Origin of the sequence: Nostoc sp. PCC 7524, from assembly GCF_000316645.1 — a bacterium.
Classification (GTDB): Bacteria; Cyanobacteriota; Cyanobacteriia; order Cyanobacteriales; family Nostocaceae; genus Trichormus.
This window is the reverse complement of sequence record NC_019684.1, coordinates 1969307-1995243: the sequence shown is the minus strand read 5'-3', so window position 1 is coordinate 1995243 and position 25937 is coordinate 1969307. Positions and strand designations below refer to the sequence as shown.

24 protein-coding genes are annotated in these 25937 nt (G+C 40.8%); 12 read left to right on the top strand and 12 right to left on the bottom strand.

What is annotated here, in order from left to right:
- Nucleotides 1–143: 143 nt before the first annotated feature.
- On the bottom strand, nucleotides 144–731 hold the full coding sequence (locus tag NOS7524_RS07930; protein ID WP_015137968.1) for a TetR/AcrR family transcriptional regulator: 588 nt from the start codon (nucleotides 729–731) through the stop codon (nucleotides 144–146).
- A gap of 220 nt (nucleotides 732–951) precedes the next feature.
- Here NOS7524_RS07930 and NOS7524_RS27765 point away from each other — a divergent pair, with 220 nt between their 5' ends.
- Complete coding sequence (locus NOS7524_RS27765) at nucleotides 952–4188, top strand: hybrid sensor histidine kinase/response regulator (protein WP_171815357.1); 3237 nt, start codon at nucleotides 952–954, stop codon at nucleotides 4186–4188.
- Here the strand turns inward: NOS7524_RS27765 and NOS7524_RS29890 are convergent.
- Nucleotides 4171–4317 (bottom strand): hypothetical protein, encoded by a 147-nt coding sequence (locus tag NOS7524_RS29890; RefSeq protein ID WP_015137966.1) that lies wholly within the window; start codon nucleotides 4315–4317, stop codon nucleotides 4171–4173. The genes NOS7524_RS27765 and NOS7524_RS29890 overlap by 18 nt on opposite strands.
- 201 nt (nucleotides 4318–4518) lie before the next feature.
- On the opposite strand from NOS7524_RS29890, the gene NOS7524_RS07920 reads away from it, so the two are divergent.
- From NOS7524_RS07920 to NOS7524_RS07910, 3 genes are all read left to right on the top strand, one after another.
- Complete coding sequence (locus NOS7524_RS07920) at nucleotides 4519–5469, top strand: RpoD/SigA family RNA polymerase sigma factor (RefSeq protein WP_041555233.1); 951 nt, start codon at nucleotides 4519–4521, stop codon at nucleotides 5467–5469.
- 158 nt (nucleotides 5470–5627) lie between these two features.
- Nucleotides 5628–5963, top strand: a complete 336-nt coding sequence (locus tag NOS7524_RS07915; protein ID WP_015137964.1) for a thioredoxin family protein — start codon at nucleotides 5628–5630, stop codon at nucleotides 5961–5963.
- 137 nt (nucleotides 5964–6100) lie between these two features.
- Nucleotides 6101–7342, top strand: coding sequence for an LL-diaminopimelate aminotransferase (locus tag NOS7524_RS07910; protein ID WP_015137963.1), 1242 nt, complete (start codon nucleotides 6101–6103; stop codon nucleotides 7340–7342).
- On the opposite strand, the gene menD is transcribed toward NOS7524_RS07910, so the two are convergent.
- Nucleotides 7339–9198, bottom strand: a complete 1860-nt coding sequence (gene menD, locus NOS7524_RS07905; protein ID WP_015137962.1) for a 2-succinyl-5-enolpyruvyl-6-hydroxy-3-cyclohexene-1-carboxylic-acid synthase — start codon at nucleotides 9196–9198, stop codon at nucleotides 7339–7341. The two genes, NOS7524_RS07910 and menD, sit on opposite strands and share 4 nt — an antisense overlap.
- 74 nt (nucleotides 9199–9272) lie before the next feature.
- Here menD and folB point away from each other — a divergent pair, with 74 nt between their 5' ends.
- Entirely contained in the window at nucleotides 9273–9641 is a 369-nt protein-coding gene (gene folB, locus NOS7524_RS07900; RefSeq protein WP_041555232.1) for a dihydroneopterin aldolase, read from the top strand.
- A 480-nt stretch (nucleotides 9642–10121) separates the two neighbouring features.
- On the opposite strand, the gene NOS7524_RS07895 is transcribed toward folB, so the two are convergent.
- Nucleotides 10122–10709, bottom strand: a complete 588-nt coding sequence (locus NOS7524_RS07895) for a DUF2459 domain-containing protein (protein ID WP_015137959.1) — start codon at nucleotides 10707–10709, stop codon at nucleotides 10122–10124.
- Nucleotides 10710–10889: 180 nt separating this feature from the next.
- Nucleotides 10890–11834 (bottom strand): ROK family protein, encoded by a 945-nt coding sequence (locus NOS7524_RS07890; protein ID WP_015137958.1) that lies wholly within the window; start codon nucleotides 11832–11834, stop codon nucleotides 10890–10892.
- Nucleotides 11835–12340: 506 nt separating this feature from the next.
- Between NOS7524_RS07890 and NOS7524_RS07885 the strand changes: the two genes are divergently transcribed.
- A complete protein-coding gene (locus NOS7524_RS07885) occupies nucleotides 12341–12829 on the top strand; it encodes a hypothetical protein (protein ID WP_144050851.1) in 489 nt (162 codons plus the stop codon).
- Between the two features lie 106 nt (nucleotides 12830–12935).
- On the top strand, nucleotides 12936–13913 hold the full coding sequence (locus NOS7524_RS07880) for a sucrase ferredoxin (RefSeq protein WP_041555231.1): 978 nt from the start codon (nucleotides 12936–12938) through the stop codon (nucleotides 13911–13913).
- A gap of 109 nt (nucleotides 13914–14022) precedes the next feature.
- Here NOS7524_RS07880 and NOS7524_RS07875 read toward each other — a convergent pair whose 3' ends face one another.
- Nucleotides 14023–14259, bottom strand: coding sequence for a hypothetical protein (locus NOS7524_RS07875; RefSeq protein WP_041555230.1), 237 nt, complete (start codon nucleotides 14257–14259; stop codon nucleotides 14023–14025).
- Between the two features lie 123 nt (nucleotides 14260–14382).
- Between NOS7524_RS07875 and NOS7524_RS07870 the strand changes: the two genes are divergently transcribed.
- On the top strand, nucleotides 14383–14619 hold the full coding sequence (locus NOS7524_RS07870) for a hypothetical protein (protein WP_015137954.1): 237 nt from the start codon (nucleotides 14383–14385) through the stop codon (nucleotides 14617–14619).
- Between the two features lie 300 nt (nucleotides 14620–14919).
- Here NOS7524_RS07870 and NOS7524_RS07865 read toward each other — a convergent pair whose 3' ends face one another.
- From NOS7524_RS07865 to NOS7524_RS07855, 3 genes are all read right to left on the bottom strand, one after another.
- Nucleotides 14920–15297, bottom strand: a complete 378-nt coding sequence (locus NOS7524_RS07865) for a hypothetical protein (RefSeq protein ID WP_015137953.1) — start codon at nucleotides 15295–15297, stop codon at nucleotides 14920–14922.
- Between the two features lie 551 nt (nucleotides 15298–15848).
- Nucleotides 15849–16916: an NAD(P)/FAD-dependent oxidoreductase gene (locus tag NOS7524_RS07860; protein ID WP_015137952.1), complete on the bottom strand. Its 1068-nt coding sequence runs from the start codon at nucleotides 16914–16916 to the stop codon at nucleotides 15849–15851.
- Nucleotides 16917–17153: 237 nt separating this feature from the next.
- A complete protein-coding gene (locus NOS7524_RS07855; protein ID WP_015137951.1) occupies nucleotides 17154–17741 on the bottom strand; it encodes a hypothetical protein in 588 nt (195 codons plus the stop codon).
- Nucleotides 17742–18008: 267 nt separating this feature from the next.
- Here NOS7524_RS07855 and NOS7524_RS07850 point away from each other — a divergent pair, with 267 nt between their 5' ends.
- The 4 genes from NOS7524_RS07850 (at nucleotide 18009) to NOS7524_RS07835 (ending at nucleotide 21449) form a co-directional block, all read left to right on the top strand.
- On the top strand, nucleotides 18009–18851 hold the full coding sequence (locus NOS7524_RS07850) for a YaaW family protein (protein WP_015137950.1): 843 nt from the start codon (nucleotides 18009–18011) through the stop codon (nucleotides 18849–18851).
- Nucleotides 18833–20155 carry an O-antigen ligase family protein gene (locus tag NOS7524_RS07845; RefSeq protein ID WP_015137949.1) on the top strand — a complete coding sequence of 441 codons (1323 nt, stop codon included), beginning with the start codon at nucleotides 18833–18835 and terminating at the stop codon, nucleotides 20153–20155. The genes NOS7524_RS07850 and NOS7524_RS07845 overlap by 19 nt, the downstream gene beginning before the upstream one ends.
- A 266-nt stretch (nucleotides 20156–20421) precedes the next feature.
- Nucleotides 20422–20808, top strand: coding sequence for a hypothetical protein (locus NOS7524_RS07840; protein WP_015137948.1), 387 nt, complete (start codon nucleotides 20422–20424; stop codon nucleotides 20806–20808).
- A gap of 119 nt (nucleotides 20809–20927) precedes the next feature.
- Nucleotides 20928–21449 carry a Ycf51 family protein gene (locus NOS7524_RS07835; RefSeq protein WP_015137947.1) on the top strand — a complete coding sequence of 174 codons (522 nt, stop codon included), beginning with the start codon at nucleotides 20928–20930 and terminating at the stop codon, nucleotides 21447–21449.
- Between the two features lie 167 nt (nucleotides 21450–21616).
- On the opposite strand, the gene NOS7524_RS07830 is transcribed toward NOS7524_RS07835, so the two are convergent.
- The 3 genes from NOS7524_RS07830 to NOS7524_RS07820 form a co-directional block, all read right to left on the bottom strand.
- Nucleotides 21617–21955: a XisI protein gene (locus NOS7524_RS07830; RefSeq protein WP_015137946.1), complete on the bottom strand. Its 339-nt coding sequence runs from the start codon at nucleotides 21953–21955 to the stop codon at nucleotides 21617–21619.
- A gap of 218 nt (nucleotides 21956–22173) precedes the next feature.
- Nucleotides 22174–23802 (bottom strand): protein kinase domain-containing protein, encoded by a 1629-nt coding sequence (locus tag NOS7524_RS07825; protein WP_015137945.1) that lies wholly within the window; start codon nucleotides 23800–23802, stop codon nucleotides 22174–22176.
- A gap of 155 nt (nucleotides 23803–23957) precedes the next feature.
- Nucleotides 23958–25904: a serine/threonine-protein kinase gene (locus NOS7524_RS07820; protein WP_015137944.1), complete on the bottom strand. Its 1947-nt coding sequence runs from the start codon at nucleotides 25902–25904 to the stop codon at nucleotides 23958–23960.
- Nucleotides 25905–25937: the final 33 nt, after the last annotated feature.

Genomic DNA, 25937 nt, shown 5'->3' with positions numbered 1-25937 from the left:
TAGGTTTGTTTTGACGTAAAAAAATTCCACCTAAATAGTATAGGAAAGGTGGTAGCCACGTTTAGGAGAGAGTCAAGGAATTAAACCCTTGTGATATCTATTCTTTTGTATTTTGAATTGGTATTAGCCTGTGTGCCATGAATTTACAGATGAGTGTCTATGTATTGATAAAGATGATTAACTGCTCTTTGCATATAAATCTTATCTTCATATAACTTGGTCATCATAATCGCACCTTCTAAAGTTGCAGTTATGATACTAGCGATTTCATCTGCATTGACTCCAGCCTTGATTTCACCTTTGGCAATTCCACTTTCAATAATCCGACGAATGAGATTGAGCCAAGCAGTCATAGCTTGCTGTGTGCGTGCTTTTAAAACAGGGTGAGTATCATCACTTTCTACAGCCGTATTTAGTAACGGACATCCTCCAGGGACGGGTGGATTGTCTACAGAACTGCTAAATACATTAATTATCGCCTTTAACCTGGCAATTGCATGACGTTCATTACGTAATGCTAATCTGTAATTTTTACTTACACAAGCGATCGCATAATCAAAAGCTTGTAATGCTAACTCATCTTTACTTTGAAAGTGATTATAAATTCCTCCTTTCTTTAATCCCGTTACCCGCATGATGTCAGAAATAGACGAACCAGCATACCCCTGTTGGTTAAACAGTTCTGCTGCTTGTTGGATAATACGAGCTTTTGTTTCTTCGCCTTTAGACATTAAAAGTATTTAAGACCAATTGGTCTGATTAAGACTAACACTATATATTTAGCATAGTCAAGAAATTTGAGGATATTGCCTGATTCTTTATGTGAGCATTGTTTGCAACCTGCTAAATCCGTCACTAATAAAATTTGGCTAGCTTATGCAAATCTGACAAACAAACAATTCATAATAGTTGAGAGCAACTCTTAGAGCAGATATGCCCCCAAGTAAAGCTATGAATTTAACCAGTAGTAACCAAGAGTTGACATTAGATTTAACTACCCTAGTACAACTATCCCAAGCAATAGCGGCGGAAATTGTACTTTCTCGGTTACTTCCTGCCTTAATCCAGATATTTATGGAGAACACAGGAGCGCATATCGGCTTTCTGGTGATGGATAAAGCTGGTGAATGGGTGATAGAAGCGGCTGGTGAGTTGCACTCCACAGAAATTCGCACCACAAGCTTATTACAATCAATCCCCATTGTGCATCACCTACCCCATAGCATTATTAACTATGTAGGTGTAAAACAAACCAGTGTAAATTTAAACCACGCCACACAAACAGGTGAATTTACCACTGATCCTTACATTCAAGCCCATCAGTCGCAATCGATTTTATGTGTACCACTTGTGTATGACAGGCAACTAAAAGGCATAGTGTATCTAGAGAATCAGCAGAGTGGACACTTTAGTGCATACCACTTGGCACTGATCGAAATTTTATCTGGACAAGCAGCAATCGCCATCACCAATGCCCAAGTCTACACCCAAGTGAAGGAACGGGAAAGCCAACTAGCGCAATTACTAGATGGACTCCCTGTGGGTGTAGCCATGCACGATACCACTGGAAAAATGATCTACGCCAATTCAGTAGCAATGCAAATAGCTGGGGATGAAAGTGTACGGGAAGCGACTTCTGAGGAAATTTCCCAAGCTTATAAACTTTATCGAGCCGGAACTCAAGCACCCTATCCCACTAGCCAACTGCCAGTTGTACGTGCTTTGGCAGGCGAAACATTAACAATTGATGATATGGAATTGTATCAAGGCGATCGCGTGATCTCCTTAGAAGTTGTCAGCACACCAATTTATAATGAACAAGGGCAGATAGTATATGCACTCTGTGCTGTACAAGATATTACGCAACGTAAACAAGCAGAAGTAGCTTTAAAAAGAAGCGAAGCTAGTTTACGATTTGCCCAACGAGTTGCTCGGTTAGGTAGTTGGGAATTTGATGTACTCAGTCGCAAAATCACTTGGTCAGAAGAACTCTTTCGCATTTTTGGGCTAGATCCCACCCAGCCAGAACCAACTTATGAAGAAATGCTCCAGTTAGTTCATCCTGATGATCGAGCATTAATGATCGATATGACCGAGCGCATGATTCAAACAGGAATCAGCGTTGACTTCGATTATCGGATTATCCACCCTGATCAAACAATTCGGTTTGTTGAAGGTAGAGGAGAGACTATTTGCAATTCACAAGGGCAAGTTATTAAACTCATTGGTTCAGGATTAGATGTCACTGAACGCAAATTAGCGGAAGTAGCTCTACGCCAAAGTCAGGAAATTGCTCAACAACAACTCACAGAGATTGAAGCTATCTACGCCACAACTCCGATTGGAATGTGTGTAGTTGATACAAATCTGCGGTATGTGCGTATAAACGAACGCTTGGCTGAAATCAACGGCTTACCAGTAAAAGCACAGATTGGGCGTAGGATTCGGGAAGTTTTACCAGAACTGGCTGATGAACTAGAACCAATCTATCTCCAAGTGATTAAATCTGGCTTACCTGTTTTAGATGTTGAAACTCACGGTACAACACCAGCCCAGCCAGGAGTAGAAAAAGATTGGCTCAGTAGTTACTACCCCTTAAAAGGAAGTGATGGGCAGGTTGTTGGGGTAAATGTGACAGTGCAAGATATTACTGAGCGTAAACAAGCTGAAATCGCACTGAAGGAAAGTGAAGAACGCTTCCGCCAGCTAGCAGAAAATATTGATGCCGTCTTGTGGATTGCCGCCAAAGGACATTTTCAGATCATCTATGTCAGCCATGCCTATACTCGCATCTGGGGAAGAAATGTTCAAGATGTATACGATAATCCTCATTCATTTTTTGATGCCATCTATCCAGAAGATTTAGAAAAAGTGAGGTCTATAGTACCGGTCACAAATCCTCATTATGATGTGGAGTATCGCATTGTACGTCCTGATGGAGAAATTCGCTGGCTACGCGATCGCAGCTTTCCTATTCGCAATGCCCAAGGAGAAATCTATCGTTATGGTGGTATAGCTGAAGATATCACCGAAAAAAAACAAATTGAAGCTCAATTTCTCCGCGCCCAACGACTAGAAAGTGTTGGGACATTAGCTAGTGGTATCGCCCACAATTTAAATAATATTTTGTCACCTATATTACTGTCGTTGGAATTATTAGAAAGGAAATTACCTGATCAAAAAAGTCAGCAATTGCTGAAGATGCTGGAAAGTAACGTTAAACGCGGATCTGCTTTAGTCAAACAAGTGCTGTCGTTTTCCAGAGGCGTATCCGGAAAACACACGATTATTAACATCAAACATATAGTTAGCGAAATTCAATATATTATCCAAGAAACATTTCCCAAATCAATTAAACTTTCTACGAATCTAGCCCCAGACCTTTGGAATATTTGCGCTGATGGTAATCAGTTACACCAAGTGCTGATGAACCTGTGTATCAATGCCCGCGATGCTATGCCTCATGGCGGTTCTTTAAGTATCTATGCAACCAATTTGTTTATTGATGAAACATCTGCCCGTAGGTATCTGGATGCCCAAGTTGGTGAATATGTTATGGTCAGTGTTGCAGATACCGGCAGTGGCATAGCTCCCGAAATTTTGGAGAGAATTTTTGAGCCATTTTTCACCACTAAAGAAGTTGGTCAGGGTACAGGGCTGGGACTTTCAACTGTTATGGGTATCATCAAACATCATGGCGGATTCGTGAATGTGGAAAGCACATTAGGAAAAGGCAGTCAGTTCCAGGTGTATTTGCCAGCAGTCACAGACGGACAACAGCAACCCGTAAGAGAAATAGAATTACCCAAAGGGCAGGGAGAATTAATACTTTTGGTAGATGACGAAAAGTCGATTCGAGAAACGGCAAAAGTATTGTTGTCCAACTATAACTACAAAGTGCTAACAGCTAATAATGGCATTGAAGCGATCGCTCTATACGTCGAACATAAAGCTGAAATTAGTCTGGTGTTCATAGATATGACAATGCCAGATATGGATGGACTCACAACCATCCGCACATTACATAGAATCAACCCCCATCTCAAAGTTATTGCCTCTAGTGGGCTGCCATCAAATGAAACAATAGCTGAATTTTCTAGCCTTGGGGTGAAAGCATTTCTCTCAAAACCTTATACGCTCAACGAATTATTAAAAACTTTCTCATTGGTATTAACTGGCACCGTCTAATTTCTTTTTACTAGCTTCATGTGCAGAAAGTACGGCTCTTGCTTTTTGCCAATGTCGTTCTGAAACTACAGGTGAATCCTCTGTTAATTCCTCCATCTGCTCTCTAATACTACTGTCAACTACCCACATTCCCACAAGCAGTGAGTGCGGGCTGCTAAATTTACAAGGGATTGCCCTGTCTGAGATTTGTGGGCAAGAATAGGTAAGATAGTAAGTTTTACCTACTCCTGCAAAAACTCCCTTTTTAACTATCGAGGAGGGGAGAAACTTATGGGGCTATTTGATTTATACTTTTAAGTTCGTCTAATTGTGGAGAAGTGGTAAAGTTGTATGTCCAGCCTGAGTTCTGACATGGTGCGTGTTTATTTGCAAGAAATTGGTCAGTTCCCTTTATTAACATCAGACCAAGAAATAACTTATGGCAGACAAGTACAACAAATGATTGCCATTGAGGAGCATAAACAACAGCTTAGTCAACAATTGCATCGGGAACCAACGCTAGCAGAATTAGCAGATTTTGTAAACAAAAGCGAAACTGAAGTCAATCAAATACTTCAGCAAGGGCAACGAGCCAAGCAAAAGATGATCACAGCAAATCTGCGGCTAGTGGTTTCGGTTGCTAAAAAATACCAGCATCGCAATCTGGAGTTTCTGGATTTGGTTCAAGAAGGGGCAATAGGTTTACAAAGAGGGATAGAAAAGTTTGATCCCAACCGGGGCTATAAGTTATCCACTTACGCATACTGGTGGATTAGTCAGGCTATCACCAGGGCGATCGCAGAAAAATCCCGTACAGTGAGGCTACCAGTTCACGTCAACGAAAAGCTCAATCAAATTAAGAAGGCACAGCGAGAATTATTTCAAACACTGAATCGTCGTGCCACTGTCACAGAAATTGCTCAAAAATTGAACTTAGAACCAAGCCAAATTCGAGAATATCTGAGTGTCGCTAGTGGGACAATTTCTCTAGATTTAAAAGTGGGGGATAACCAAGATACAGAACTAAGTGAACTTTTACCGGATGAAGGTATATCACCAAATGAACAGATCACCCAAGAACTACTACGCCAAGACTTAAGTGATTTGTTAGCATCACTCAAACCCGTGCAGCGTGAAGTATTAATTTTGCGCTTTGGACTTTTGGATAATCAAGAACGAAGTTTGGCTCAGATTGGGGAGAAGTTAAATGTCAGTCGAGAGCGAGTGCGTCAAATCCAGCAACAGGCAATGACGGCTTTGCGTCGTCAACAACCATCCATTGAGCAATATTTATCTTTTTAATCAATGCCGATAGATCACCCTATTAGGGGTGATGACTTTGGTGAAGGTATCGTGACCTAAGACAATATCTCTGAATTATAGACTATGGACTGTTGACAACTTTGGGATACAGTATTTTGTGTGTCAACTTTGATCGATGCCAACTAATGGAGACTGCAATGAGTAAGGGTGTAATCACCATCACTGATGCTGAGTTTGAAACTGAAGTGTTGCAAGCCGAGCAGCCTGTATTAGTTTACTTTTGGGCTTCCTGGTGTGGGCCGTGTCAATTGATGTCGCCACTAATTAATCTAGCTGCTAATACGTACAGCGATCGCCTGAAAGTTGTCAAACTAGAAGTAGATCCTAACCCTGTGACGGTGAAACAGTACCAAGTAGAAGGTGTACCAGCTCTGAGACTGGTTCAAGGAGACAAACTCCTAGCATCCACTGAAGGAGTAATCGGTAAAGATAAATTACTCAATCTCCTAGATACGCACTTAAATAATAATTAGTCAATAGCCAATAGTTAATAGTCCATAGTATGACCATTGACTATTGACTATCGACCCTTACGGGTTCGATAGTTGCTTTCCGACGCAAGGCGACAGGAACGCACTATCTCACTCATGACTAATAATCATTGACTACTATGCAATTTGCACAACGGTTACAACCCCTGCAATCTAACGTCTTTGCTGATATGGATAGAGCCAAAGCATTGGCTCTATCAGCAGGTAAAGAGTTGATTGATTTATCGCTGGGTTCTTCTGATTTACCGGCTGAACCCCACGTCATTGAGGCGATCGCGCAATCGCTTGATGATCCTAGTACCCACGGTTATTTACTGTTTCACGGTACGCGAGGATTTCGGCAAGCGGCGGCGAATTGGTATGAACAAAAGTTTGGGATAAAAGTTGATCCTGAAACTGAGGTACTGCCTTTAATTGGTTCCCAGGAAGGTACAGCCCATTTACCCTTGGCTTTGCTCAATCCTGGAGATTTTGCTTTACTGCTCGATCCAGGCTATCCTTCCCATGCGGGCGGAGTCTACCTAGCTAGTGGGCAAATCTACCCCATGCCATTGAAAGCAGAGAATGATTTTTTGCCTGTACTGAGTGACATTCCTGCCTCTGTGTTAGCCCAATCGCGGATGATGGTTTTAAGTTATCCTCATAATCCCACAGCCGCGATCGCGCCTTTATCATTCTTTAAGGAAGCAGTAGCTTTCTGTCAGCAGCATAATATCGCCCTGGTTCATGATTTCCCTTACGTAGATTTGGTATTTGATGGGGTTGGGGATTGGGGACTGGGGATTGGGGACTGGGGATTGGGGACTGGGGATTGGGAGAAGAATTTATCCCATGCTCAATCCCTTGTGCCTTCTATTCTGCAAGCTGATCCAGATAAGAGTGTGTCAATTGAGTTTTTCACGCTGTCTAAGTCTTACAATATGGGTGGTTTCCGCATTGGTTACGCCATCGGGAATGCCGAGTTAATTCAGGCTTTACGGCAAGTCAAAGCAGCCGTAGATTTTAATCAGTATCGGGGAATTTTAAATGGGGCGATCGCAGCTCTTTCTGGTTCCCAAATTGGAGTACAAGCGGCTGTAGCTAAATTCCGTCAGCGTCGTGATGCGTTTATTACAGCCTTACACCACATCGGCTGGTATGTTCCCACTCCTCAAGCCACCATGTACATCTGGGCAAAATTACCCTCACCCTGGAGTCAAAATTCTGTAGACTTCTGTACCCAATTAGTTAAACAAACGGGTGTAGCGGCTTCTCCCGGTGCTGGTTTTGGCAAATCTGGGGAAGGATATGTCCGCTTTGCTTTGGTGCATGAACCATCTGTATTAGAAACCGCCGTAGAAAGAATGGCTGAGTTTCTTTAAGTTACAATATCCATTGCAAATTTACCCAAATTATCCCGTCGCCATTGAGCATCAATTTTGCGATTTGTCCGCAACTCTAAAACTCGAATTCCTTGTGTTGGTAGTGGATTCAATTTTTGCTGTAATTGCTGCCAAGAAGTAATTAATTCATGCTGTACACCATACGTAGTAGATAATTGAGCAAAATCAATATCTTGGGGAGTACCGAAAAACTCCTCAAATGGTGGGTCGAATTTGGCGATGGGTAACATTTCAAAAATTCCCCCACCATTGTTATTAATTAAGACAATTGTTAGGTGTCCAATAAATTTATTGCGGATTAAAAAACCATTGGTGTCATGTAGTAAAGCCAAATCTCCTGTTAACATCACACTACTTTGCTGACGGTGGGCAATTCCTAAAGCAGTGGATAATGTGCCATCAATACCATTAGCACCCCGGTTAAAATGCGATCGCACTCCTAAATTATTCAGTTGCCAGAAATATTCCACATCCCGCACAGGCATACTGTTAGCGATAAATAATGGCGTTCCCGGCGGTAGTACCTGAGAAATTAGCCAAGCTGCTTTACATTCAATTAATTCTTCGATATTCGCCAAAGTTGCGTCTACATTTGCCCTAACTTTGGCTTCAGCTTGACACCACATTTGCAGATAGTCGGGGGATGAGGGGGATGAGGAAGATGAGGAGGATGAGGAGGATGAGGGGGATGAGGGGGATGAGGGGGATGTAGTTTTAGCTTCCCCCACTCCCCCATCTCCCCCCACTTCCCCCACTCCTTCCAAAAACTGCTCAACCTTCATTCTCAAATGCGTCGTCCTCCCATGCAGGGGGTCAAGATTTTGGTGACTGGAGTCAATTACCCAACGTCTGGGTTGGTGAGTGTTTAGCCAAGTGCGTAGTTCTTTACTGGTTGGCATATCCCCTATCTGAATCACTATATCCGGTGCTAGCTGTTTGGCTAGTTGCTGGTTTCGCAAAATGAGGTCATAGGTAGAAACTAGATAGGGGTTGAGTTGAGCATAATTTCTGACAGGGGAAAGTCCCTCTGCTAGTACAGGCCATTGGAGAGTGCGAGAAAGGTGAGCGATCGCTCTACAATACTCCTGTGGTTGCTGTGGTTGGGCAACTCCGGCAATGATGATTCCTCGGTGGGAGTGGGGAATGGGGAATGGGGAGTAGGGAGTGGGGATTGGGGATTGGGGATTGGTGATGTCGGCAAAGAATTCTTCGGGGTCGAATTTTGATAGTAATGATTGTAGAAGCTTGTCCTGCAACGCCTCTGTGTGGGGGATGGGCGCAAGGGGATCACGAAAGGGAATATTTAGATGTACAGGCCCCGGTGTTGGGGTTTGGGTTCTCTCCCAGCTATGAATTAGAGTTTGCCGCAGATACGCTAGCATTCCTATTTCTGGGGAAGGTATGGCTAACTCTGTTTGCCAGTTGGGATAACTACCATAGAGTTTTACTTGATCTATGGTTTGTCCAGAGTGACAATCTCGCAATTCTGGCGGTCTATCAGTGGTTAATATCAATAATGGTACACGGCTTTCTTTAGCTTCAATGACTGCCGGATAAAAGTTAGCCCCCGCAGTACCGGAAGTACAAACGATAGCTACAGGACGACCGGTGGCTTTGGCAACTCCTAAAGCAAAAAAGGCGGCGGAACGTTCATCTAGAATGGAGATTGCTTCAATCTCAGGAACTTGCTGGGCGAAGGCGACGGCTAGGGGTGTGGAACGAGAACCAGGACAAATCACTGCACAGCTTAATCCTAGACGTTTGAGGGTTTCAGTGAAGATATAAGCCCAAAGTTGATTAATATTTGTATAGGCCAGCCGAATCGCATCAGACATAACAGCAAAGTGGAGATTTTATCTAGCGAAATTCAATGTATCATTCCTTTGCTGTTGACTAATGACTAATGACTATGGACTCTATTCACTTAACAGGCATTCGCTGCTATGGCTACACTGGGTATTTGGCAGAGGAACAGGTGCTAGGACAATGGTTTGAGGTGGATGTGAGGTTATGGTTAGATCTGGCTCAAGCTGCTAAAACTGATGCGATCGCCGATACTCTAGATTACCGCAGTGTTATTAGCTTGATTCAACATTTGGTCAAGACTTCTAAGTTTGCTTTAATTGAAAGGTTAGCAGGTGCGATCGCTGACTCTATTCTCGAACAATGCCATCAAATCACACAAGTTCAAGTTATTGTGACTAAACCAGCTGCGCCTATTCCCGATTTCGGCGGCAAAATTAGTATTGAATTGACTAGGAAGAAAGGTGATAGGTGACTGGGGATTGGGGATTGGGGACTGGGGACTGGGGACTGGGGACTGGGGACTATTAGTCCCAATCTCTTCTGAAAACAGTCTTAATACTGCCCTGCGTATTCATTTCTTGTGGAGTAGGACTATACTGCAACCAAGCAAATAAAGCAGCAGTACCAAGGAAAATCAATGTAATAGTGGCGACTAATTGCAGCATAATACTATAACGCATCATCAAACCTAATTATTTTTGGGAATACCTATTTTCTGTTAGAGAAAAATCTTGTTGTTAATACTGAATACTAATTGCTATTAACTAATGACTATTGACCATGTTTTGAATTCCCCGAAGGGATTGACCAGCCCCGTTGGGGCGGGTGTGGGGTGTGGGGAAAGAAAAAGCCTCAACAACCTCTTGGGTACAAGCCCTGCCCTTAAAGGCAATTGTGTTGGTAGGGGATACAAGAACCTGACATCACCGTCTTCCCTACCCCCTACACCCTGTTATTGACTTTTTACTCGGAAATTTGCCCACATGATAAAGCCATGAATACGGCAGCCTAAATCTTCTAGCCATGCAGCTATTTCATGATTGCTATTATGTAACATGGTATAGTCTTGGTCATCTTGGACTAAACTTAAACCTGTTTGTAGATTTTTGATGCGCGTTGCAATATTGTGGTTAAAACGTTCATCTAATAATTGCAGTAGCCGTGTGACATTGGTTTGTGCGACTTGTAAACTTAATATGCTGACATTTTGCTGTTGCATGATTTGCTGAAATTCAGCTATATTACTAAACTTGCGCCGGCCGAGAGTACCTTGAGTTGGTAATAAAAGTGCTGCTACTCCATTTCTCCAGTCCTGCTGGTTGAGGGCAAAATAATTCCAATCACCGTAAGCATATTGAATTAATTCACCGTTACCACTGGGTAATACCAGTCTGGAATGCCAACCGTAGTCTGTAACATAAATTGCGATCGCCTCACCAGGGTCAGTAGGAGGTACGATAGTTGCGGGAAATAATATCCAAATCAACAAGACAGAAGCAATTATTAGGGAAGCAAATTTGGCAATGCGGCATAAACCCATAGCTAATACACAGTTACATACCCTTAATATTATTGTTGTAATAAAGCGTGTGATGAACTACACTCTGCTGTCTGCGATCGCCTGAGTCTGAGAGGGTGTAAGAGACAAGTTAAGATTCTCTCAACTTGTGTGTACCCCGTAGCTTCGTTTACGGGGGTTTTAAGAATTAATGCCAGAGGGCTATTCTTCGGCCAAGGCTACAGCACCCCATAATGGCGCATCATCCCCTAATGCTGCTGGCACAATTTCAAACATCACTTCTGGTAAAGCTGTTTCTCTGGCAGTTTTCTGTACTACATTCCACCAGTTTTCACCTGCTTTGGTGACACTACCGCCCAAGATAAAACGCTGCGGATTCATCAGATTAGCGACATTACCAATACCTGTACCCAATGCCCAAGCAGACTTTTGCAAAACTGCTTGAGCTACATTATCTCCCTTGGTGGCAGCTTCACTAATCAGCTGACCTGTTAATGAATTGAGATTATGATCTACCAAATTTCTCAATATTTCACCGCCTTGAGGTTCTAGGGTTGCTAAAATCTCCTTGGCATTCTGCCCCATGTAAGGGCCTGATGCTAAACGTTCCACACATCCTCTTTTACCGCACAAACATACAGGGCTACTCGGATCTACAACCATGTGTCCAAGTTCGCCAGCCATCCCTGCTGCACCCCGCCAGGGTTTACCATTAAGTATCCAACCACCACCTACGCCAGTGCTAATAGTAATGTAAAACAGGCTATCGTATCCCTGACCAGCACCAAAACTGTATTCGCCCAAAGCGGCAACATTAGCATCGTTGTCTAGACTGGTAGGTATGCCAAACTCTTGTTCTAGTAAGTCTTTGAGGGGAATATTTTCCCAACCAGGAACGTGATGAGATAATCGTACTGTGCCAGTTGTAGCATCTACAGGCCCGCCAAAACTGACACCAATGGCTGAGGGAGTGACATCTTGCAGTAGGGAATGAATGAGCGATCGCATGATTTCTAAGTCGGTGTTCACATCTCCATCGGCTGGGGAAAAACGACGCTGATAACGCAACCATTCTCTAGAACCACGGTTTACTACTGCTGCTGCTAGTTTAGTTCCACCAAAATCTAGGGCTAAGATGGCTGTCATAAATTTATTTTCCGAAGAATTTGAATTAAATTAGTCTAAAAAATTACCATAAAGCTTACGGCATTGATTTTCGATTCTTTTGTGCATCAGCAGCAGAAATGAATAAATACTGTATCTAGTATTTGAGAATAATTCTTAATTAGTTTAATGTTATACATAATAAATATCATAGACTTTTATCAATACAAAAGGCTGTAAACCTTATTTTACAAGGCTTATAACATGAATGATATTTTTGTAAGTAGTAGATATATTAAAAAATAGTTGCATTAATGTTCAACTTCAGTTATTTTAAAACTAGGTGTCTCAAAATCATCTAAATGGCACAAGTGGAAATGATCTAGCAAAGACTATATGCAATTTGCTTAGTTTGTCTACTTCACTAGAACCTGTAATTTAGACACTGAAAGTATGAATAATCAATCAAAGTTTGAACAAAAATTTGGCTGATGAAATATCTATTAACTGCGTATAAGGTGTTTAAAAACATACCTTTATACGAGTCAATGACGTTTTTTAATCAACTTGTTGATAAAAATTGGCAACTTTTATCTAAAAGGCAAATTCAAATAGCTGGGATGGCAGAACAGTTGGGAATGAGTTGGTTTACCAGAGCATTCTTAATCAAGAGTTACGAACAAAATCAAGGGTATTTACTTAAGAAAAGGTTACTGCAACTATCTTTAGTATTACTTAAGTATAAGGATGGGAAGTTCTTAAGACATAAAAATAGCAAAGTATCTTGTAAATCACAAGATTTTCATACCAAGTCATTAGCTATAAATACTGAATTAACTACTATCAGCAGTCAGAGTTTAACGAAACAATTATTTAAGTATTTTTGCCTGAAACCTGCATTTCAGCTAAATATTCCATGCTATCCGCGACAATGCCTCAAACAAGTCCCTCATCATCCTATTCTGGAATTTTTCTTAATAGGGAAGACGTTTATTGGAAATAATGCTATAAAGTGGCTACTTGGGTTTAACCAGTAAATGCAAATTATTCTTTTTTTTCGTTTTGATGAGGAGGTATTGTAACTCGGAATACAATTTAGTTTTCAAAAATATTGTTTATAAGAACAGTCAATTAGCATCAAAAATGAGTAACTTTTTTTGTTCTGACTATACACGTCAACTAGGTGAAGATGTTATTGGTAGCGCCACTGATTACCAGACTTATATTCTTGTTGAATGTCCTCTTCCTTGGGTATCTAATGCTTTTGATTCTAAGTGGGTACCCAAGAATTTACAGATTTTGGTAGAAGAAGTAACTCAATCAAAACTACCAATCAGATTTCTTTTAATTGCTAATGAATTAACTCATAAAGTTGAGCATACAACCCTTTTGATTTATCAAAAGCAAGAGGGTTTAAGTCATGGATATAATAAATACGAGTTTCAGCTACCCCATATCGAACAGGTAGCAGGGGTTGTTAAAAAATGGTTATGGGGAAAAATGCCTGGTTATGAAATAGAAACCAGTGTGAGCAGAGATATTTTAGTATGTACCCACGGTAGCCATGACAAGTGTTGCGCCAGATATGGTAATCCTTTCTATTTCAATGCTGCTGCTACTATAGATAATTTAAACTTAGAAAATATTCGCATTTGGAAATCTAGTCATTTTGGAGGACATCGCTTTGCACCCACAGCTATAGATTTGCCCGAAGCAAGATATTATGGGCTACTTGATCAAGATTCATTCCGAGCAATTCTGCAACGCAGTGGTGACATTGATTGCCTAAATCAAGTTTATCGAGGTTGGGGAATTTTGCCATCTGCGATTCAAGTTTTAGAAAGAGATTTAATACTTCGTCACGGATGGGATTGGTTTAACTACAAAGTTGCAGGGAGAATTTTGGAGCAAAGTTTAGACAATAATACAATTCTAGGAGAACTAACTGTGGAAAAAAGCTCTGGTTCTCTGTTTACGTACCAAGCTAAACTTGTCAAAGATTCAACAAAAACTGTAGAACTGAAGAGTTCTTGTAGTGCTGAACGAACTTCAGTTTTTAAGAAGTATAAAGTAGAAAATCTTTGCTTAGTTGCGGATAAAGTTGTCATCTGTAGCAGATAGCTAAAAGTAGCTAGGGTTGCTGTATAAAATGGTTGTCATCTATCTTAAGGAATAATTTTCTACGAAGCGATCGCTTTCTGGATTTTTAAGAGCGATCGCTTCACATAACTTAAATTACAGCTTCGTCATGTTGAGCATCAAAAACCACCACAAAGCGAGCATCAGGAATTAATTGGCGCAAATTTCGCAAATACCTTTCTGCATGAGAACGATGGCGGAAGCTAGCAATAGTTACTCGTCGCATATCCGGAAGGAGACGCGCAATTACCCACGAATTTAGGATATCTCCGTCAGCCAGTTTCATCGTTGTGAATGCAGAATTTTGGCAGGGTATATGTTTTGTCATGATATGGCCTTAAGATCAATTGCCCCAGGGCGATTTCCCACAGCATAAATCACGCCTGAATTTTCCTATTTGTGGGATTTTGCTTATACACTGAATATGTAATTTCAACCTCACACAATCTCTATGAAGCCGCAGCAAGACTACACCACTTTGAACCGCCCCGGCGACTATGGCACATCTGTTACCCATCTACCATCGATATCAAGTTGTCATGCTTGGGGAAGAACACCGGATCAAGCTCGTGGGGAACTTGTCTACGTTTTTGAGATGGTTCAACCAGAGTATGAAGAACAAAACCGTTCTCAACCTGACAACTTTGAACCATTCTCGGTAGAAGAAGAACGTCAACAGCTAAGGTAAATAGTTTCATCTTCCACTTCGGAGAGTGTAGAGAGTAGCTTGTGATCAAACATCGCCTATTTCGTAACTTCAAATAGATCACATACAGAATCTGGCGATAATTATTATGTACATCAGGAATTTAATGAGCGATCGCATCTACCTAAATCAGCTATCATCTCATACTTACTTCTTAAGCCCTTGCCATGAATTGCATTTCTAGCTGATTCTTGGCAAGAGCTTATCTCAAAATCTTGTGGATGCTATCTCCCTTCAACAGAAAGTTAAATTTTGCATCCTATCTAAAATTGTTTAGGTGTATTAACCAAACCAGTGTGATGGCTCACAACTTGCTTCAACTGATTCGCAAAGGTGATGACTAATCCAGTCTGACTTGGCTTGAAAGATAGAATCAATACCTTGATGAATCAACCTTTGCAAGTGTAGTTGCTGCTCTAATGGACTACGAGGTAACTTTTGATTCAATTGGCTTTCTCGATCACAGTTTTGTAGTAATAATTGTTCCTCAGATACTGCGCTGTAAAAGCAGGGAATCCGGTTGAGGACAAAAGCAATTAACTCTTGGCGTAAATCAGAAATAGCAAAAGCCTGTTGATAAGGATGATATGGATATGTATCTAAAACGTTTTCAATCTCCCCTAGGACTGATTGCTGTGTTAAATTAACTACGGTTTTCATAAATTTTTAACTCCTGTTTTATTTGCTGATTAATTAAATTAATTCAGAGAATAAACTCGCTAAACAGCAAACTTTTATTAGTAGCCACTTAGAAGCTATCTCAACCTATATGCTCCGACCGTAAACGAACTTTTTATTTGGGTAGAATACCACATATCTGGCTCTACGGATTTTCCTTGTATTTGAGACTGTTTGACAATATAGGTACTGAAAAAACGCTGAATAGGCTAGTGGATAACTGATGTTTTATATTTATATTTTAATTTTTTCAAATTTCAGGACTTTTGCGTAAAATCTACACAAAACTCATTATATATAGTGAGGGATCGATGCAAAATCAGATAAAGCTTATTAATCAATGTAAATGAATAAAGAAAGTAAAGCTCCTTTAATTGTTAACATTGCTTATTTAAAAGCAGATAAACACAGACTAAATTAATCTTTGATTTGGTATTTATTTTTTTGACGAAACTTAAATTATGTAATAAAAATTAGTAAGTCACAAAGGTGAGACTTACTATATGGAACAACCAGTCTAACGATAGATGCAATTATTGTGTAAAAACTTTGAAAAAGTTCACATCTGGTAGAAGTAACTGGTCTAATTGATGGTTAATTTCTATAGATGCAGCTAGTCCAGACAGCATCGCCCCTTCTACAAGATTGCCTCCACACCAATCTCCACAGCAAACTAGGGGAAGTATGGCTGGAGCAGATAGTACAGTGTGTTGCCAAGGATGACGGGGAAAAGCGTAGCGCCAACGATGTACTTGCAACCACTCAGGCTGATCCAACCAAGGCAATTCTAAAATTTGGGCGGCATATTGGACAATTTGCTGTCCTAGAGGCTGCAAATCCGATGAATCTAGATGGATTTGGGCAAAATTAGCACTACTTTGCACCACAAATACAGGTTGTGGAGATTGATGACGCTTGCTGCTGTCTAAACCAATCCATCCTAAAACAGCATCATCGGTAAAGCTAATAGCTTTCCAGTCTGGTAACGGTGATGATGTAGCAGGATAGCCACTCATGACGCTAATACATGGATAAAATTCTACAGAACGCAAATGTTCGAGAAACTGTTTGCCCAAGACACCTGCACCCAATGGTTGCAATAGCATCAAAGCTTGCGGTGCTGGAATCGCAATCACTAAAGCTTTTGCAGTTAATTCCTCATCACCAGATTCTAGGGTAAGCCGCCAACTGTTTTCAGAGGTGAGATTAATCGCTGTGACTCGCTGATTCAGCAATATATTTAAACCTTGGGCAAGAAATTTAGCGATCGCACTCATCCCCGCAGGTGCAACATAGCGAGGAGTGCGATTTTGCGGTGCAGATAAACCCGTATCTGCTGTGAACTCGTAAACAGTATCTGTCCAGACTTCTAAAATTTGGCGATCGCACAACAAATTTACCAAATCGGTGAATAATTCACCTTTGGGTTTCAGATAACAAGCACCATGATCAGCCCTAGTTTCATATAACCGACGTGTAGCTAGTCTTCCTCCTAAGCCACGGGATTTATCCACAACTAGCACCGAATAACCAGCTTGATTTAATTGCTGGGCGCAGATTAAACCTGCCATACCCGCACCAATCACTACAACATCATTCATCAGTCAATAGTCAATAGTTAGTAGTCGATAGTTAATCTACCTTGTATTCCTCATAACCCTCAATCTTTGGCTGAGTAATGAGTAATGAGTAATGAGTAATGAGTAAACAATTTACTTATTACTCACTACTTATCACTCATTACTTTTCAATTATTTGCTGTACCTCATAAACATCGAATCTGCTGTATTTCATGTTGCTGTGTAGGCTTGCGTGGAATTGGTGTAATTATTCCATTTCTAGTGAAAAGAAAGCTCAAATAGAGAACCACCATGAGCAGTAGGTAGGGAATATGCTATTTGATCTAACTGAACTTTAGTACCTTCTGCGTCTAAATTCTTGTAGAAAGTGCCTCTATGCTCAGGGGTTAGGAGCAGTTTAGCCGAATTGTATCCAGTAGAAAGCGAAGAAATAAATACTTCTACATATCCCCGCACTTCAAAATTTGCTTTTGCTAATAATCCTTCTTTCAGAATGTTTGGCTGTAGCAGAAATAAACCAGTTTCACCAGCTTTGATAGTTCTGGTAAATCTGATTTTGTTGGGAGCAAAATCAGGTTCTAGTTCAGCTAGCATATTAGTTTCATCTACATCCAGGAAGGCCACAATTTCCTTAATATTGACAGGAGGATTAGAAACTACTGTAAATACAAGAGACAAAGTAACTTCAAAAGCATTGAGATTACTCAAAGTTAAAAAATAACCCTGAATCACATTACGACTGAGTTTTTCAATATTCCCTTTTAACGCTGGTGGTATTTGTACTGGTAGGTTTGCGGCTTTCGGAAACTGAGGTTTAACGAGCAACTCAAAAGTAGAAACTAGCATGAATTGACCTCTATTTAGATTAAACTTAGATCAGAATAAAAGTGTGTTTCATCACAGTTTTTCAATTTATTTTTGAATCTACTGTGACCTATATTGATTAATCAGTTTGAAATTTTTGATTTATGCACAAGATTAAAAAGTCTGTCTGCTTGTAGTAAGAACCTCGTACACTACCAAGCGATGAAAGTAGTCTTGCCCCAGTCCCTAATCCCCAATCCCCTAGTAGAATAGGGTACAGATACGCTCTCAGGAAGGGAGGAAGGGAAATTGGATGAGCTAAGGGCAGCGTTAGAGTTGGCTACCGAAGATGAATTAAAGGACTTAACAGCAATTCTGTTTAGTCGGAAGTTTAATCCCCTAGATTATGTTCAAACACCTGAACCTATTGAAATCCAAAGTCAAAGTCGCCAAGCTTGGCTAGACTCACTAGAAGATCGCTTTCGGTTTTTAGCCGCAGACGGGATGACAGTCTTACGGGGACGCACAGAACAAGTAACTTACCGTCAAGCACTCATGCAAGTCTGTAAGTATTTAAAAATTCCTTATTCTCAAGATTTAACAACCATTGATTTAGAAGCAGAAGTATTTTTGTATCTGCTGGGGCAAGTTTGGAAAAAATTACCAAAACACGAACAGCAAAAATTGGCTTTGCAATTACAAAATCAACTGGTGAAATCAGAAATTAAACAACCTTTACCGCCTTTATTGCAGAGTGATCCCTTGAGCTTATTGTTAAAAGGTGGTAGCGCCTTAGCTGTTACCTCCGTAGTTCAACCATTTGTGCTGCAACAAATTGCTCGCCAATTTGCTATCCACTTTGCTACTTATCAAGTAGCCACACAAGCAGTTATTAAAGGTTCACAAGCGGCAACATCACAATTTCAAGGCTATGTAGCATTGCAAATGGCTCGTCGAGGTATGACTTTGAGTGCTGCTCGATATACAGCAGTTCGCAGTCTATTTGCCTTTGTCGGGCCGATGATGTGGGCTTGGTTTTTTGCAGATTTAGGGTGGAGAATGATCACTACTAATTATGGTCGGATCATTCCGACTGTTTTTACCTTGGCGCAAATTCGTCTCACTCGTGCTGAATGTTGGGAGTTAGCTTGAAGACAGCTTTTTACCATCCCAATCCTAATTTGCAATTGCCTTGGAATTGTTTGCAAATCGGTTTACTAATATTCCCATTAAGTCCCTTGTTGGGAGCTGTTAGCCTGGGATTTGCGACATTATTCACTTGGTTGCGTCAATTCAGGACAATTATTCACCGTCCCATTAACTGGGGATTTGCACTATTTAGTGTCTTATTGTTGATTTCTGCTGGCTTTGCTCTAGACAAAGCAGCAGCTTTCCTTGGCTTATTCAATCTACTGCCGTTTTTCTTGGTGTTTGCTGGACTAAGTGCCTTAATTCAAACTACTGCTCAATTAAGGCGCATCGCTGGGATTTTTGTGCTTAGTTCAATCCCAGTAGTAATTTTAGGCTTTGGACAGTTGTTTTTTGGCTGGACATTGCAGTTACAGGTTGTGTTGCTAGATGTAGCGATCGCACCCGGCGGCAATCCTCCAGGACGAATGTCCGCCATTTTCATGCACGCCAACATTTTTGCTGCTTATCTGGCAATAGTTTTCACTCTAGGATTAGGTTTATTGTTGGAGCGGGGACTGGGGACTGGGAAAACAAATCAATCCCTACTCCCTATTCCCTACTCCCTACTCCCGATCATTTTAGTTGCCGACTTGGCTGCACTGATTTTAACTAACTCGCGGAATGGATGGGCGATCGCTATTATTACTTGTCTAGCGTTTGCCCTTTATCTCGGTTGGCGTTGGCTGGTAGCTGGAGTTGCGGCTGTCGTTGCTAGTATATTATTTGCAGCTTTTGCACCCTCACCTATTGCCCAAATCTTTCGCCGCATTGTTCCGGCTTTCTTTTGGGCTAGGTTAAACGATGAGCTGTATCCAGATAGGCCAGTTGCTTTAATGCGAACAACTCAGTGGCAGTTTGCTTGGTCTTTAACTCAGAAACATCCCTGGACAGGATGGGGTTTGCGTAATTTTACAGCCCTCTATAAAGCCCAGATGAATATTGATTTGGGACATCCTCATAACTTGTTTTTAATGCTATCTGCCGAAACTGGATTGCCAAGTGCTATGTTATTTTGCGGTTTACTAGGCTGGATATTGTTTGCAGGTATCCAACTTCTACAAGAATCGAAATATATAGTTCCAGAGGATAAGTTAATATTTTTCAGTTATCTTGTGGTGTTTGTGGCATGGTTACTATTTAACACAGTTGATGTCACCCTATTTGACTTTAGATTGAATACACTCTCTTGGTTAATGATTGCAGCTATTTGTGGCAGTACATATCACTACAATCCACATAAAAAATTGGTAAATAATGCTGATTAGTTTAGTAGTAAATTCAACTACTTACTAAATTATTAGGCAAAATTTAATTTTCAGTGGTTACACTGCGGTTATTCATCGATTGTAGTTAATAGTATGAATATATTCACGTTTGTGACTGTGAGTGTGGCTAACCTTAATTAGCCACTGTTGCTGATTGTTGGGAAGGTGTAGGGACGACCCTTTTAGGGTTTTCCTGCATAACGGGCATCTTTTTTAAGATGCCATTTTTTTTGTCTTGTTTTTGCTGCTTAATTCTATCTATTCCCATGAAATTTTCATCTCTAAAATCTGCTTTTTTATTAACTTCCCTAGGTGTAATTAGTCTAAATTTTTCTATTTGTCTACCTGCTCAAGCCTCTATTAGTTGTGAACCAGGTAATATTAATCGTTATGCAAACGGTTTTTTAGCAAGTTGTGTTCTTGGACAGAATACAACATTGCAAGTCAGTGCTGCTTCAGGAATATCTACTTTTCCTTGTAAATTTCAAAATTATATATACTTTGATGAGAAAGGACAATTTCAAAAGTGCCAACTATCAGAAGATATACAGATTAAAACAGGTAACTCAATCGAAAAATGTCCGGCTGAATTTTGGGTAAATGTTGCTATTGGCAATGATGGGAGTTTATCTATTACTTGTCGGCGATATTAGTAACACTGAGAAATCAAATTTATACACCGACAGAAATAGTAGAAACGTTGAATGCAACATATCTAGGTAAAATAGGTGCATAAATCATCCATGAAAAGACACCTAAGTAGCTAATCTGTATGCTTACAACAGCTGACTTTCTGCAATACACTCAATGGTCAGGTATTGCCACACTGGTATTTGCTGCCTTAGCAATACTGGCTTTTCTGTTTAAATGGGGCATCCGCTTTCGGCTAGTAGGTACAACGGGCTTTATGTTGGTGCTAACTGGTGGTTTGTTTGCCCTGTCAATAGTTCCTTTGAGCCGTACCGTGATTCCGGGTGCAGTTAAGTACACCCTAGTTTACGATAATGGTTCAAATCAAGCAGTAATTACCACATCACCGCAGATTTCACCGGATGAAGTAGAAGCTACGTTACTTCAAGCCGCTAGCAATCTCTATTCTTTTGGTCGTGGTGGTAGAAATGGAGATACGCAGCTAACAGTTCGGGCGCGTACCATCATCCATCCAGAACCAGGACTTTCCATACCACTATACCTGGGTGAAGTGAAGCGATCGCTCGCTAGTCGTGAAGACCAAAATTTGACAGTGGAAATATATCCAGACAAGTTTGCCCAATTGCCTAAGTCTGACGCTTAATTAGCCTATTTTCATCTACTGAACTGCAAATGGAGTTTTGATACTTGTTTGTAGTTCAGGTTAATAGATTAGAGTAGAGCGATCGCGCTTACTTCAGAAGTTGTAAATTCCTTATGAAAAAACATTCTACATTACCGAGACTGCGATCGCCGTAACACAAAATAAAATTAAAAAACTGCGAATTCTGTATATTGTCTAATTTCTGGTGATTTGAATGCTAGAACAATCTGTGATTTTGGTATTCCCGCAGCCACTAATTCATTAGCAATTCCATCTTCCGTGCCATCATGTTGAATCCAGAGTTTATGGTCAATTATATCAATGTGTAATAATGTGCCATAGATACGATAACCGTTTTGCCAGCCTGTTTCGACTAGTAAATAGCGATCGCGTTTTTCATCTAACACTAATTCAACCTGCACTTGTTGTTCATTATCAAGAAAATCAGCGTAATCTTGCAAAATTTTGTTGATGATTTGACGATATTGATTAGTTAAGGAATCCATCTAACAATTACCTCATGATTGGGGTCAAAGCTAAATAAGCTCTCGCTGGCATGAGGGGTTGTCTTTAGTCTAGCTAAGTTTTTGCTCAACAGGCGATCGCTTCTATTGAGAATGCCGATTCATTAAGTATAAGAATTGAAAACCACAACCCGCAGGTCTTCGCGGAAAATCATTTGTTTATAAATTTTAATAATTTTTATAAGCTAAGTATTTATACGTTACAGTTTACAAGTAAAATCAAAAGAGAATAACCAACCCAACCAATCATAACTCCCTCTATTTCCCCACCAAGGAAGATGGCCTTCTGGTGCTGACTTATCAAATGTAATATCTCCCCCTTTTAGCCATCCTACCTTTTCCTCAAAAGCTGCCCATATTTTGCTATTATACTCATCCGTTCCCCCCAAACTTTGGTAAATTCGCTTCTGTACAGAAACACCGAAGCGACCATTGCTATACTTTACCCATATCCCATCAATTGTACGGAAGTCTGTACAGGGAAAGTTTTTAATGCTGTCAGTATCCAACCAACCTTCGTATTCCCGGTTCGCCACAGCTAACATTAATCGCCTCGTTTCCTCATCTGCTTCTTTCCAATTTCCCGCAGCCAGTAAATTTTGTAGTTCGCTGTAGTCCATTCCTACAGATGATCTTAGTTCGCTGTCTGTTGTTGGAGTAGGTTGTGATGTAGATTCTGATGTTGGCGTTGGAGTAGGTTGTGACGTGAATTCTGAGATTTGACTTGGGGTAGGTTGTGATGTTGGGATAGTTTCTAGTTTTGGGGTTGAATTATCCCTAAATATACTTTGCCCCACCACAGCTAAAACAAACCCTCCACCGAATAAGCCTGCAACTTGTAAAAAACCCCTTCGTGAAGATTTTGGTGTTGATGTTAGCGGTGGTGTTTGCTTTTTGGATGACGATACTTGTGGATGCTGATAAGGTACTGTAGGGGGTATTTGAGGGGGATTTAAATCTAGCAAAACTTCTTGGGCTGATTGATAACGTTGTTGATAATCTTTTTGTAATAGCTTATCCAAAATATCCGCCAATTCTGGATTCACTGCTTGTTTTAAATGGTTACGCCATTCTTTTACCCATCTATAACCATCTTCTTGCCACAGTTGCCAAGGGTGAACTCCTGTTAGCAAATGAAAACAAGTTGCACCCAGACTATATAAATCACTAGCAGGATATACTTTTCCATCCTGCATTTGTTCTAAGGGAGAATAGCCAAAAGTGCCAATAGATGTCCCTGTTTTCACTGTTCCTTGTAATTGCTTAGATGCCCCAAAATCAATTAATATTAATTTGCCATCACTACGACGACGCATGATATTTTCTGGTTTGATATCTCGGTGTATAATTCCTTGATTGTGAATTACTGTCAAAACTGGTAATAAATCCTGTAATAAGTCGCGAATTTTGGATTCTTTAAATATTCCCTGTTGTGCTAATTCTTTCAATAAATTTTCGCCGTCAATGAATTGTTGTACCAAATACAGACGGCTATTATCTTCAAAATAAGCTAACAGGGTGGGAATTTGTGGATGTTCACCGAGTTGTTGTAATTGCTGCGCTTCTTGTAAAAATAATTCTGTGGCTTTTTGCAACCCTGCTGTTCCCTGGGTTTGGGGTGCAAATTGTTTAATGACGCATTTTTCGTTTAATTTATCAATATCTACCGCTAAATAAGTTTTAGCAAATCCTCCACCACCCAAGGGTTTAAATGGTTGATAGCGGTTTCTCAATATGACTAAAGCAACTCCACAGCTAGGGCAGAATTTTGTATGTTGGGGAACTGAAGGATTATCACATTCCGGGTTGAGACAACATATCTGCTTCATGGGTGGTTGGTGGTAGATACCTTTATTCTTCAATAATTACCACAACAAATCATTTTATTTCAGTAATTTTACGGTTTTTTCAGGAAAATTAAAAGTCTGTACATTACCGATACAAGTGATGACTATCAGGTATATTCAGTTAAATTAAATACATTTCATCCTTCACCGTAACCCCACAGTTTGATAGTCTTGTCCCAACTCCCACTGGCCAAGGTTTGACCATCGGGGCTGTATGTTAGGGACCAAACCAAGTCAGAATGACCAGAGAGAGTTTGGAGCAGCTCTCCTGTGCGCGGATTCCACAGTTTGATAGTCTTGTCATTACTCCCACTAGCCAGGGTTTGACCATCGGGGCTGTATGCTAAAGACCAAACCGAGTCAGAATGATTACTGAGGGTTTGGAGTAACTGACCTGTGCGCGGATTCCACAGTTTGATAGTCTTGTCCCAACTCCCACTGGCTAGGGTTTGACCATCGGGGCTGTATGCTAGGGAATAAACCCCGTTAGAATGACCAGTGAGGGTTTGGAGTAGCTGACCTGTGCGCGAATTCCACAGTTTGATAGTGTCATCGCTACTCCCACTAGCCAGGGTTTGACTATCGGGGCTGTATGCTAGGGAACCAACCGAGTCAGAATGACCAGAGAGGGTTTGGAGTAACTGACCTGTGCGCGGATTCCACAGTTTGATAGTCTTGTCCTCACTCCCACTGGCCAGGGTTTGACCATCGGGGCTGTATGCTAGGGAATCAACCGAGTCAGAATGACCTGTGAGGGTTTGGAGTAGCTCTCCTATGCGCGGATTCCACAGTTTGATACTGCTGTCCCTACTCACACTGGCCAGGGTTTGACCATCGGGGCTGTATGCTAGGGACTTAACCGAGTCAGAATGACCTGTGAGGGTTTGGAGTAGCTTTCCTGTACGCGGGTTCCACAGTTTGATAGTCCTGTCCTGACCCCCACTGGCTAGGGTTTGTCCATCGGGGCTGTATGCTAGGGAATTAACCGAGAGAAAGTGAGCAGTGATGGTTTGCTGTAATTGTAGTGTTTTCTTGGTATATTTTATAAATAAATTTTGTCCAACCACTGTCACAGCAACACCACCAAAAAATAAACCCGCAACTTGCAAAAAACCACGTCGGGAAGATTTTATGTTTAACGGTTGCGATGGTGATACTTGCGGATGCTGATAAGGTACTGTAGGCGGTATTTGAGGACGATTTAAATCTTGTAAGACTTCTTGGGCAGATTGATAACGCTGTTGATAATCTTTTTGTAATAATTTATCTAAAATTCTCCCCAAGTCAGGGTTTACAGATTTTTGTAAATGATTACGCCAATTTTTTACCCATCCATAGCCATCTTCTTGCCACAGTTGCCAAGGGTGAACTCCTGTTAATAAGTGAAAACAACTTGCACCCAAACTATATAAATCACTAGCAGGATATACTTTCCCATCTTGCATTTGTTCTAGGGAAGCATAACCAAAAGTACCAATTGATGTTCCTGTTTTAACTGTTCCCTGGAGTTGTTTTGATGCCCCAAAATCAATTAATATTAATTTGCCATCACTACGACGACGCATAATGTTTTCTGGTTTAATATCTCGGTGAATTACGTCATACTCGTGAACTAATTTCAAGATGGGTAATAAATCTTGTAATAAGGCGCAGATTTTTGATTCTGAGAATATTCCCTGTTGTGCTAATTCTTGCAATAAGTTTTCGCCGTCAATGAATTGTTGTACTAAATACAAACGGTGATCTTGTTCAAAATAAGCTAACAGGGTGGGAATTTGTGAATGTTCACCGAGTTTTTGTAGTTGCTGCGCTTCTTGTAAAAATAATTCCTTGGCTTTTTGGAAGGCGTTTGTGCCGGTAATCTGCGGTGCAAATTGTTTAATTACGCACTGGGCGTTAAGTTTGTCAATGTCTTCTGCTAAGTAGGTTTTACCAAATCCTCCACCACCTAATGATTGAATGGGACGATAGCGGTTTCTCAACGTGACTAGAGTGACATTGCAGTTGGGACAGAATTTGATGTGTTCGGGAACTGGCGGGTTATGACACTCTGGATTGAGACAACATATCTGTATCTGCTTCATGGGTGGTTGATGGTAGATACTTTTATTACCTCA

What these genes read in the sequence shown, in the direction of transcription:
- NOS7524_RS07895 (WP_015137959.1), bottom strand. Translation starts at nt 10,709, where the DNA reads ATGGGTTTATGCCGCATTGCCAAATTTGCTTCCCTAATAATTGCTTCT.
- NOS7524_RS07835 (WP_015137947.1), top strand. Translation starts at nt 20,928, where the DNA reads ATGCTTACAACAGCTGACTTTCTGCAATACACTCAATGGTCAGGTATT.
- NOS7524_RS07845 (WP_015137949.1), top strand. Translation starts at nt 18,833, where the DNA reads ATGTTGGGAGTTAGCTTGAAGACAGCTTTTTACCATCCCAATCCTAAT.
- NOS7524_RS07820 (WP_015137944.1), bottom strand. Translation starts at nt 25,904, where the DNA reads ATGAAGCAGATACAGATATGTTGTCTCAATCCAGAGTGTCATAACCCG.
- NOS7524_RS07860 (WP_015137952.1), bottom strand. Translation starts at nt 16,916, where the DNA reads ATGAATGATGTTGTAGTGATTGGTGCGGGTATGGCAGGTTTAATCTGC.
- NOS7524_RS07930 (WP_015137968.1), bottom strand. Translation starts at nt 731, where the DNA reads ATGTCTAAAGGCGAAGAAACAAAAGCTCGTATTATCCAACAAGCAGCA.
- NOS7524_RS07825 (WP_015137945.1), bottom strand. Translation starts at nt 23,802, where the DNA reads ATGAAGCAGATATGTTGTCTCAACCCGGAATGTGATAATCCTTCAGTT.
- NOS7524_RS07830 (WP_015137946.1), bottom strand. Translation starts at nt 21,955, where the DNA reads ATGGATTCCTTAACTAATCAATATCGTCAAATCATCAACAAAATTTTG.
- NOS7524_RS07865 (WP_015137953.1), bottom strand. Translation starts at nt 15,297, where the DNA reads ATGAAAACCGTAGTTAATTTAACACAGCAATCAGTCCTAGGGGAGATT.
- NOS7524_RS07875 (WP_041555230.1), bottom strand. Translation starts at nt 14,259, where the DNA reads ATGACAAAACATATACCCTGCCAAAATTCTGCATTCACAACGATGAAA.
- folB (WP_041555232.1), top strand. Translation starts at nt 9,273, where the DNA reads ATGGACTCTATTCACTTAACAGGCATTCGCTGCTATGGCTACACTGGG.
- menD (WP_015137962.1), bottom strand. Translation starts at nt 9,198, where the DNA reads ATGTCTGATGCGATTCGGCTGGCCTATACAAATATTAATCAACTTTGG.
- NOS7524_RS27765 (WP_171815357.1), top strand. Translation starts at nt 952, where the DNA reads ATGAATTTAACCAGTAGTAACCAAGAGTTGACATTAGATTTAACTACC.
- NOS7524_RS07915 (WP_015137964.1), top strand. Translation starts at nt 5,628, where the DNA reads ATGAGTAAGGGTGTAATCACCATCACTGATGCTGAGTTTGAAACTGAA.
- NOS7524_RS07920 (WP_041555233.1), top strand. Translation starts at nt 4,519, where the DNA reads ATGTCCAGCCTGAGTTCTGACATGGTGCGTGTTTATTTGCAAGAAATT.
- NOS7524_RS07870 (WP_015137954.1), top strand. Translation starts at nt 14,383, where the DNA reads ATGAAGCCGCAGCAAGACTACACCACTTTGAACCGCCCCGGCGACTAT.
- NOS7524_RS07840 (WP_015137948.1), top strand. Translation starts at nt 20,422, where the DNA reads ATGAAATTTTCATCTCTAAAATCTGCTTTTTTATTAACTTCCCTAGGT.
- NOS7524_RS07880 (WP_041555231.1), top strand. Translation starts at nt 12,936, where the DNA reads ATGAGTAACTTTTTTTGTTCTGACTATACACGTCAACTAGGTGAAGAT.
- NOS7524_RS29890 (WP_015137966.1), bottom strand. Translation starts at nt 4,317, where the DNA reads ATGTGGGTAGTTGACAGTAGTATTAGAGAGCAGATGGAGGAATTAACA.
- NOS7524_RS07855 (WP_015137951.1), bottom strand. Translation starts at nt 17,741, where the DNA reads ATGCTAGTTTCTACTTTTGAGTTGCTCGTTAAACCTCAGTTTCCGAAA.
- NOS7524_RS07890 (WP_015137958.1), bottom strand. Translation starts at nt 11,834, where the DNA reads ATGACAGCCATCTTAGCCCTAGATTTTGGTGGAACTAAACTAGCAGCA.
- NOS7524_RS07910 (WP_015137963.1), top strand. Translation starts at nt 6,101, where the DNA reads ATGCAATTTGCACAACGGTTACAACCCCTGCAATCTAACGTCTTTGCT.
- NOS7524_RS07885 (WP_144050851.1), top strand. Translation starts at nt 12,341, where the DNA reads ATGACGTTTTTTAATCAACTTGTTGATAAAAATTGGCAACTTTTATCT.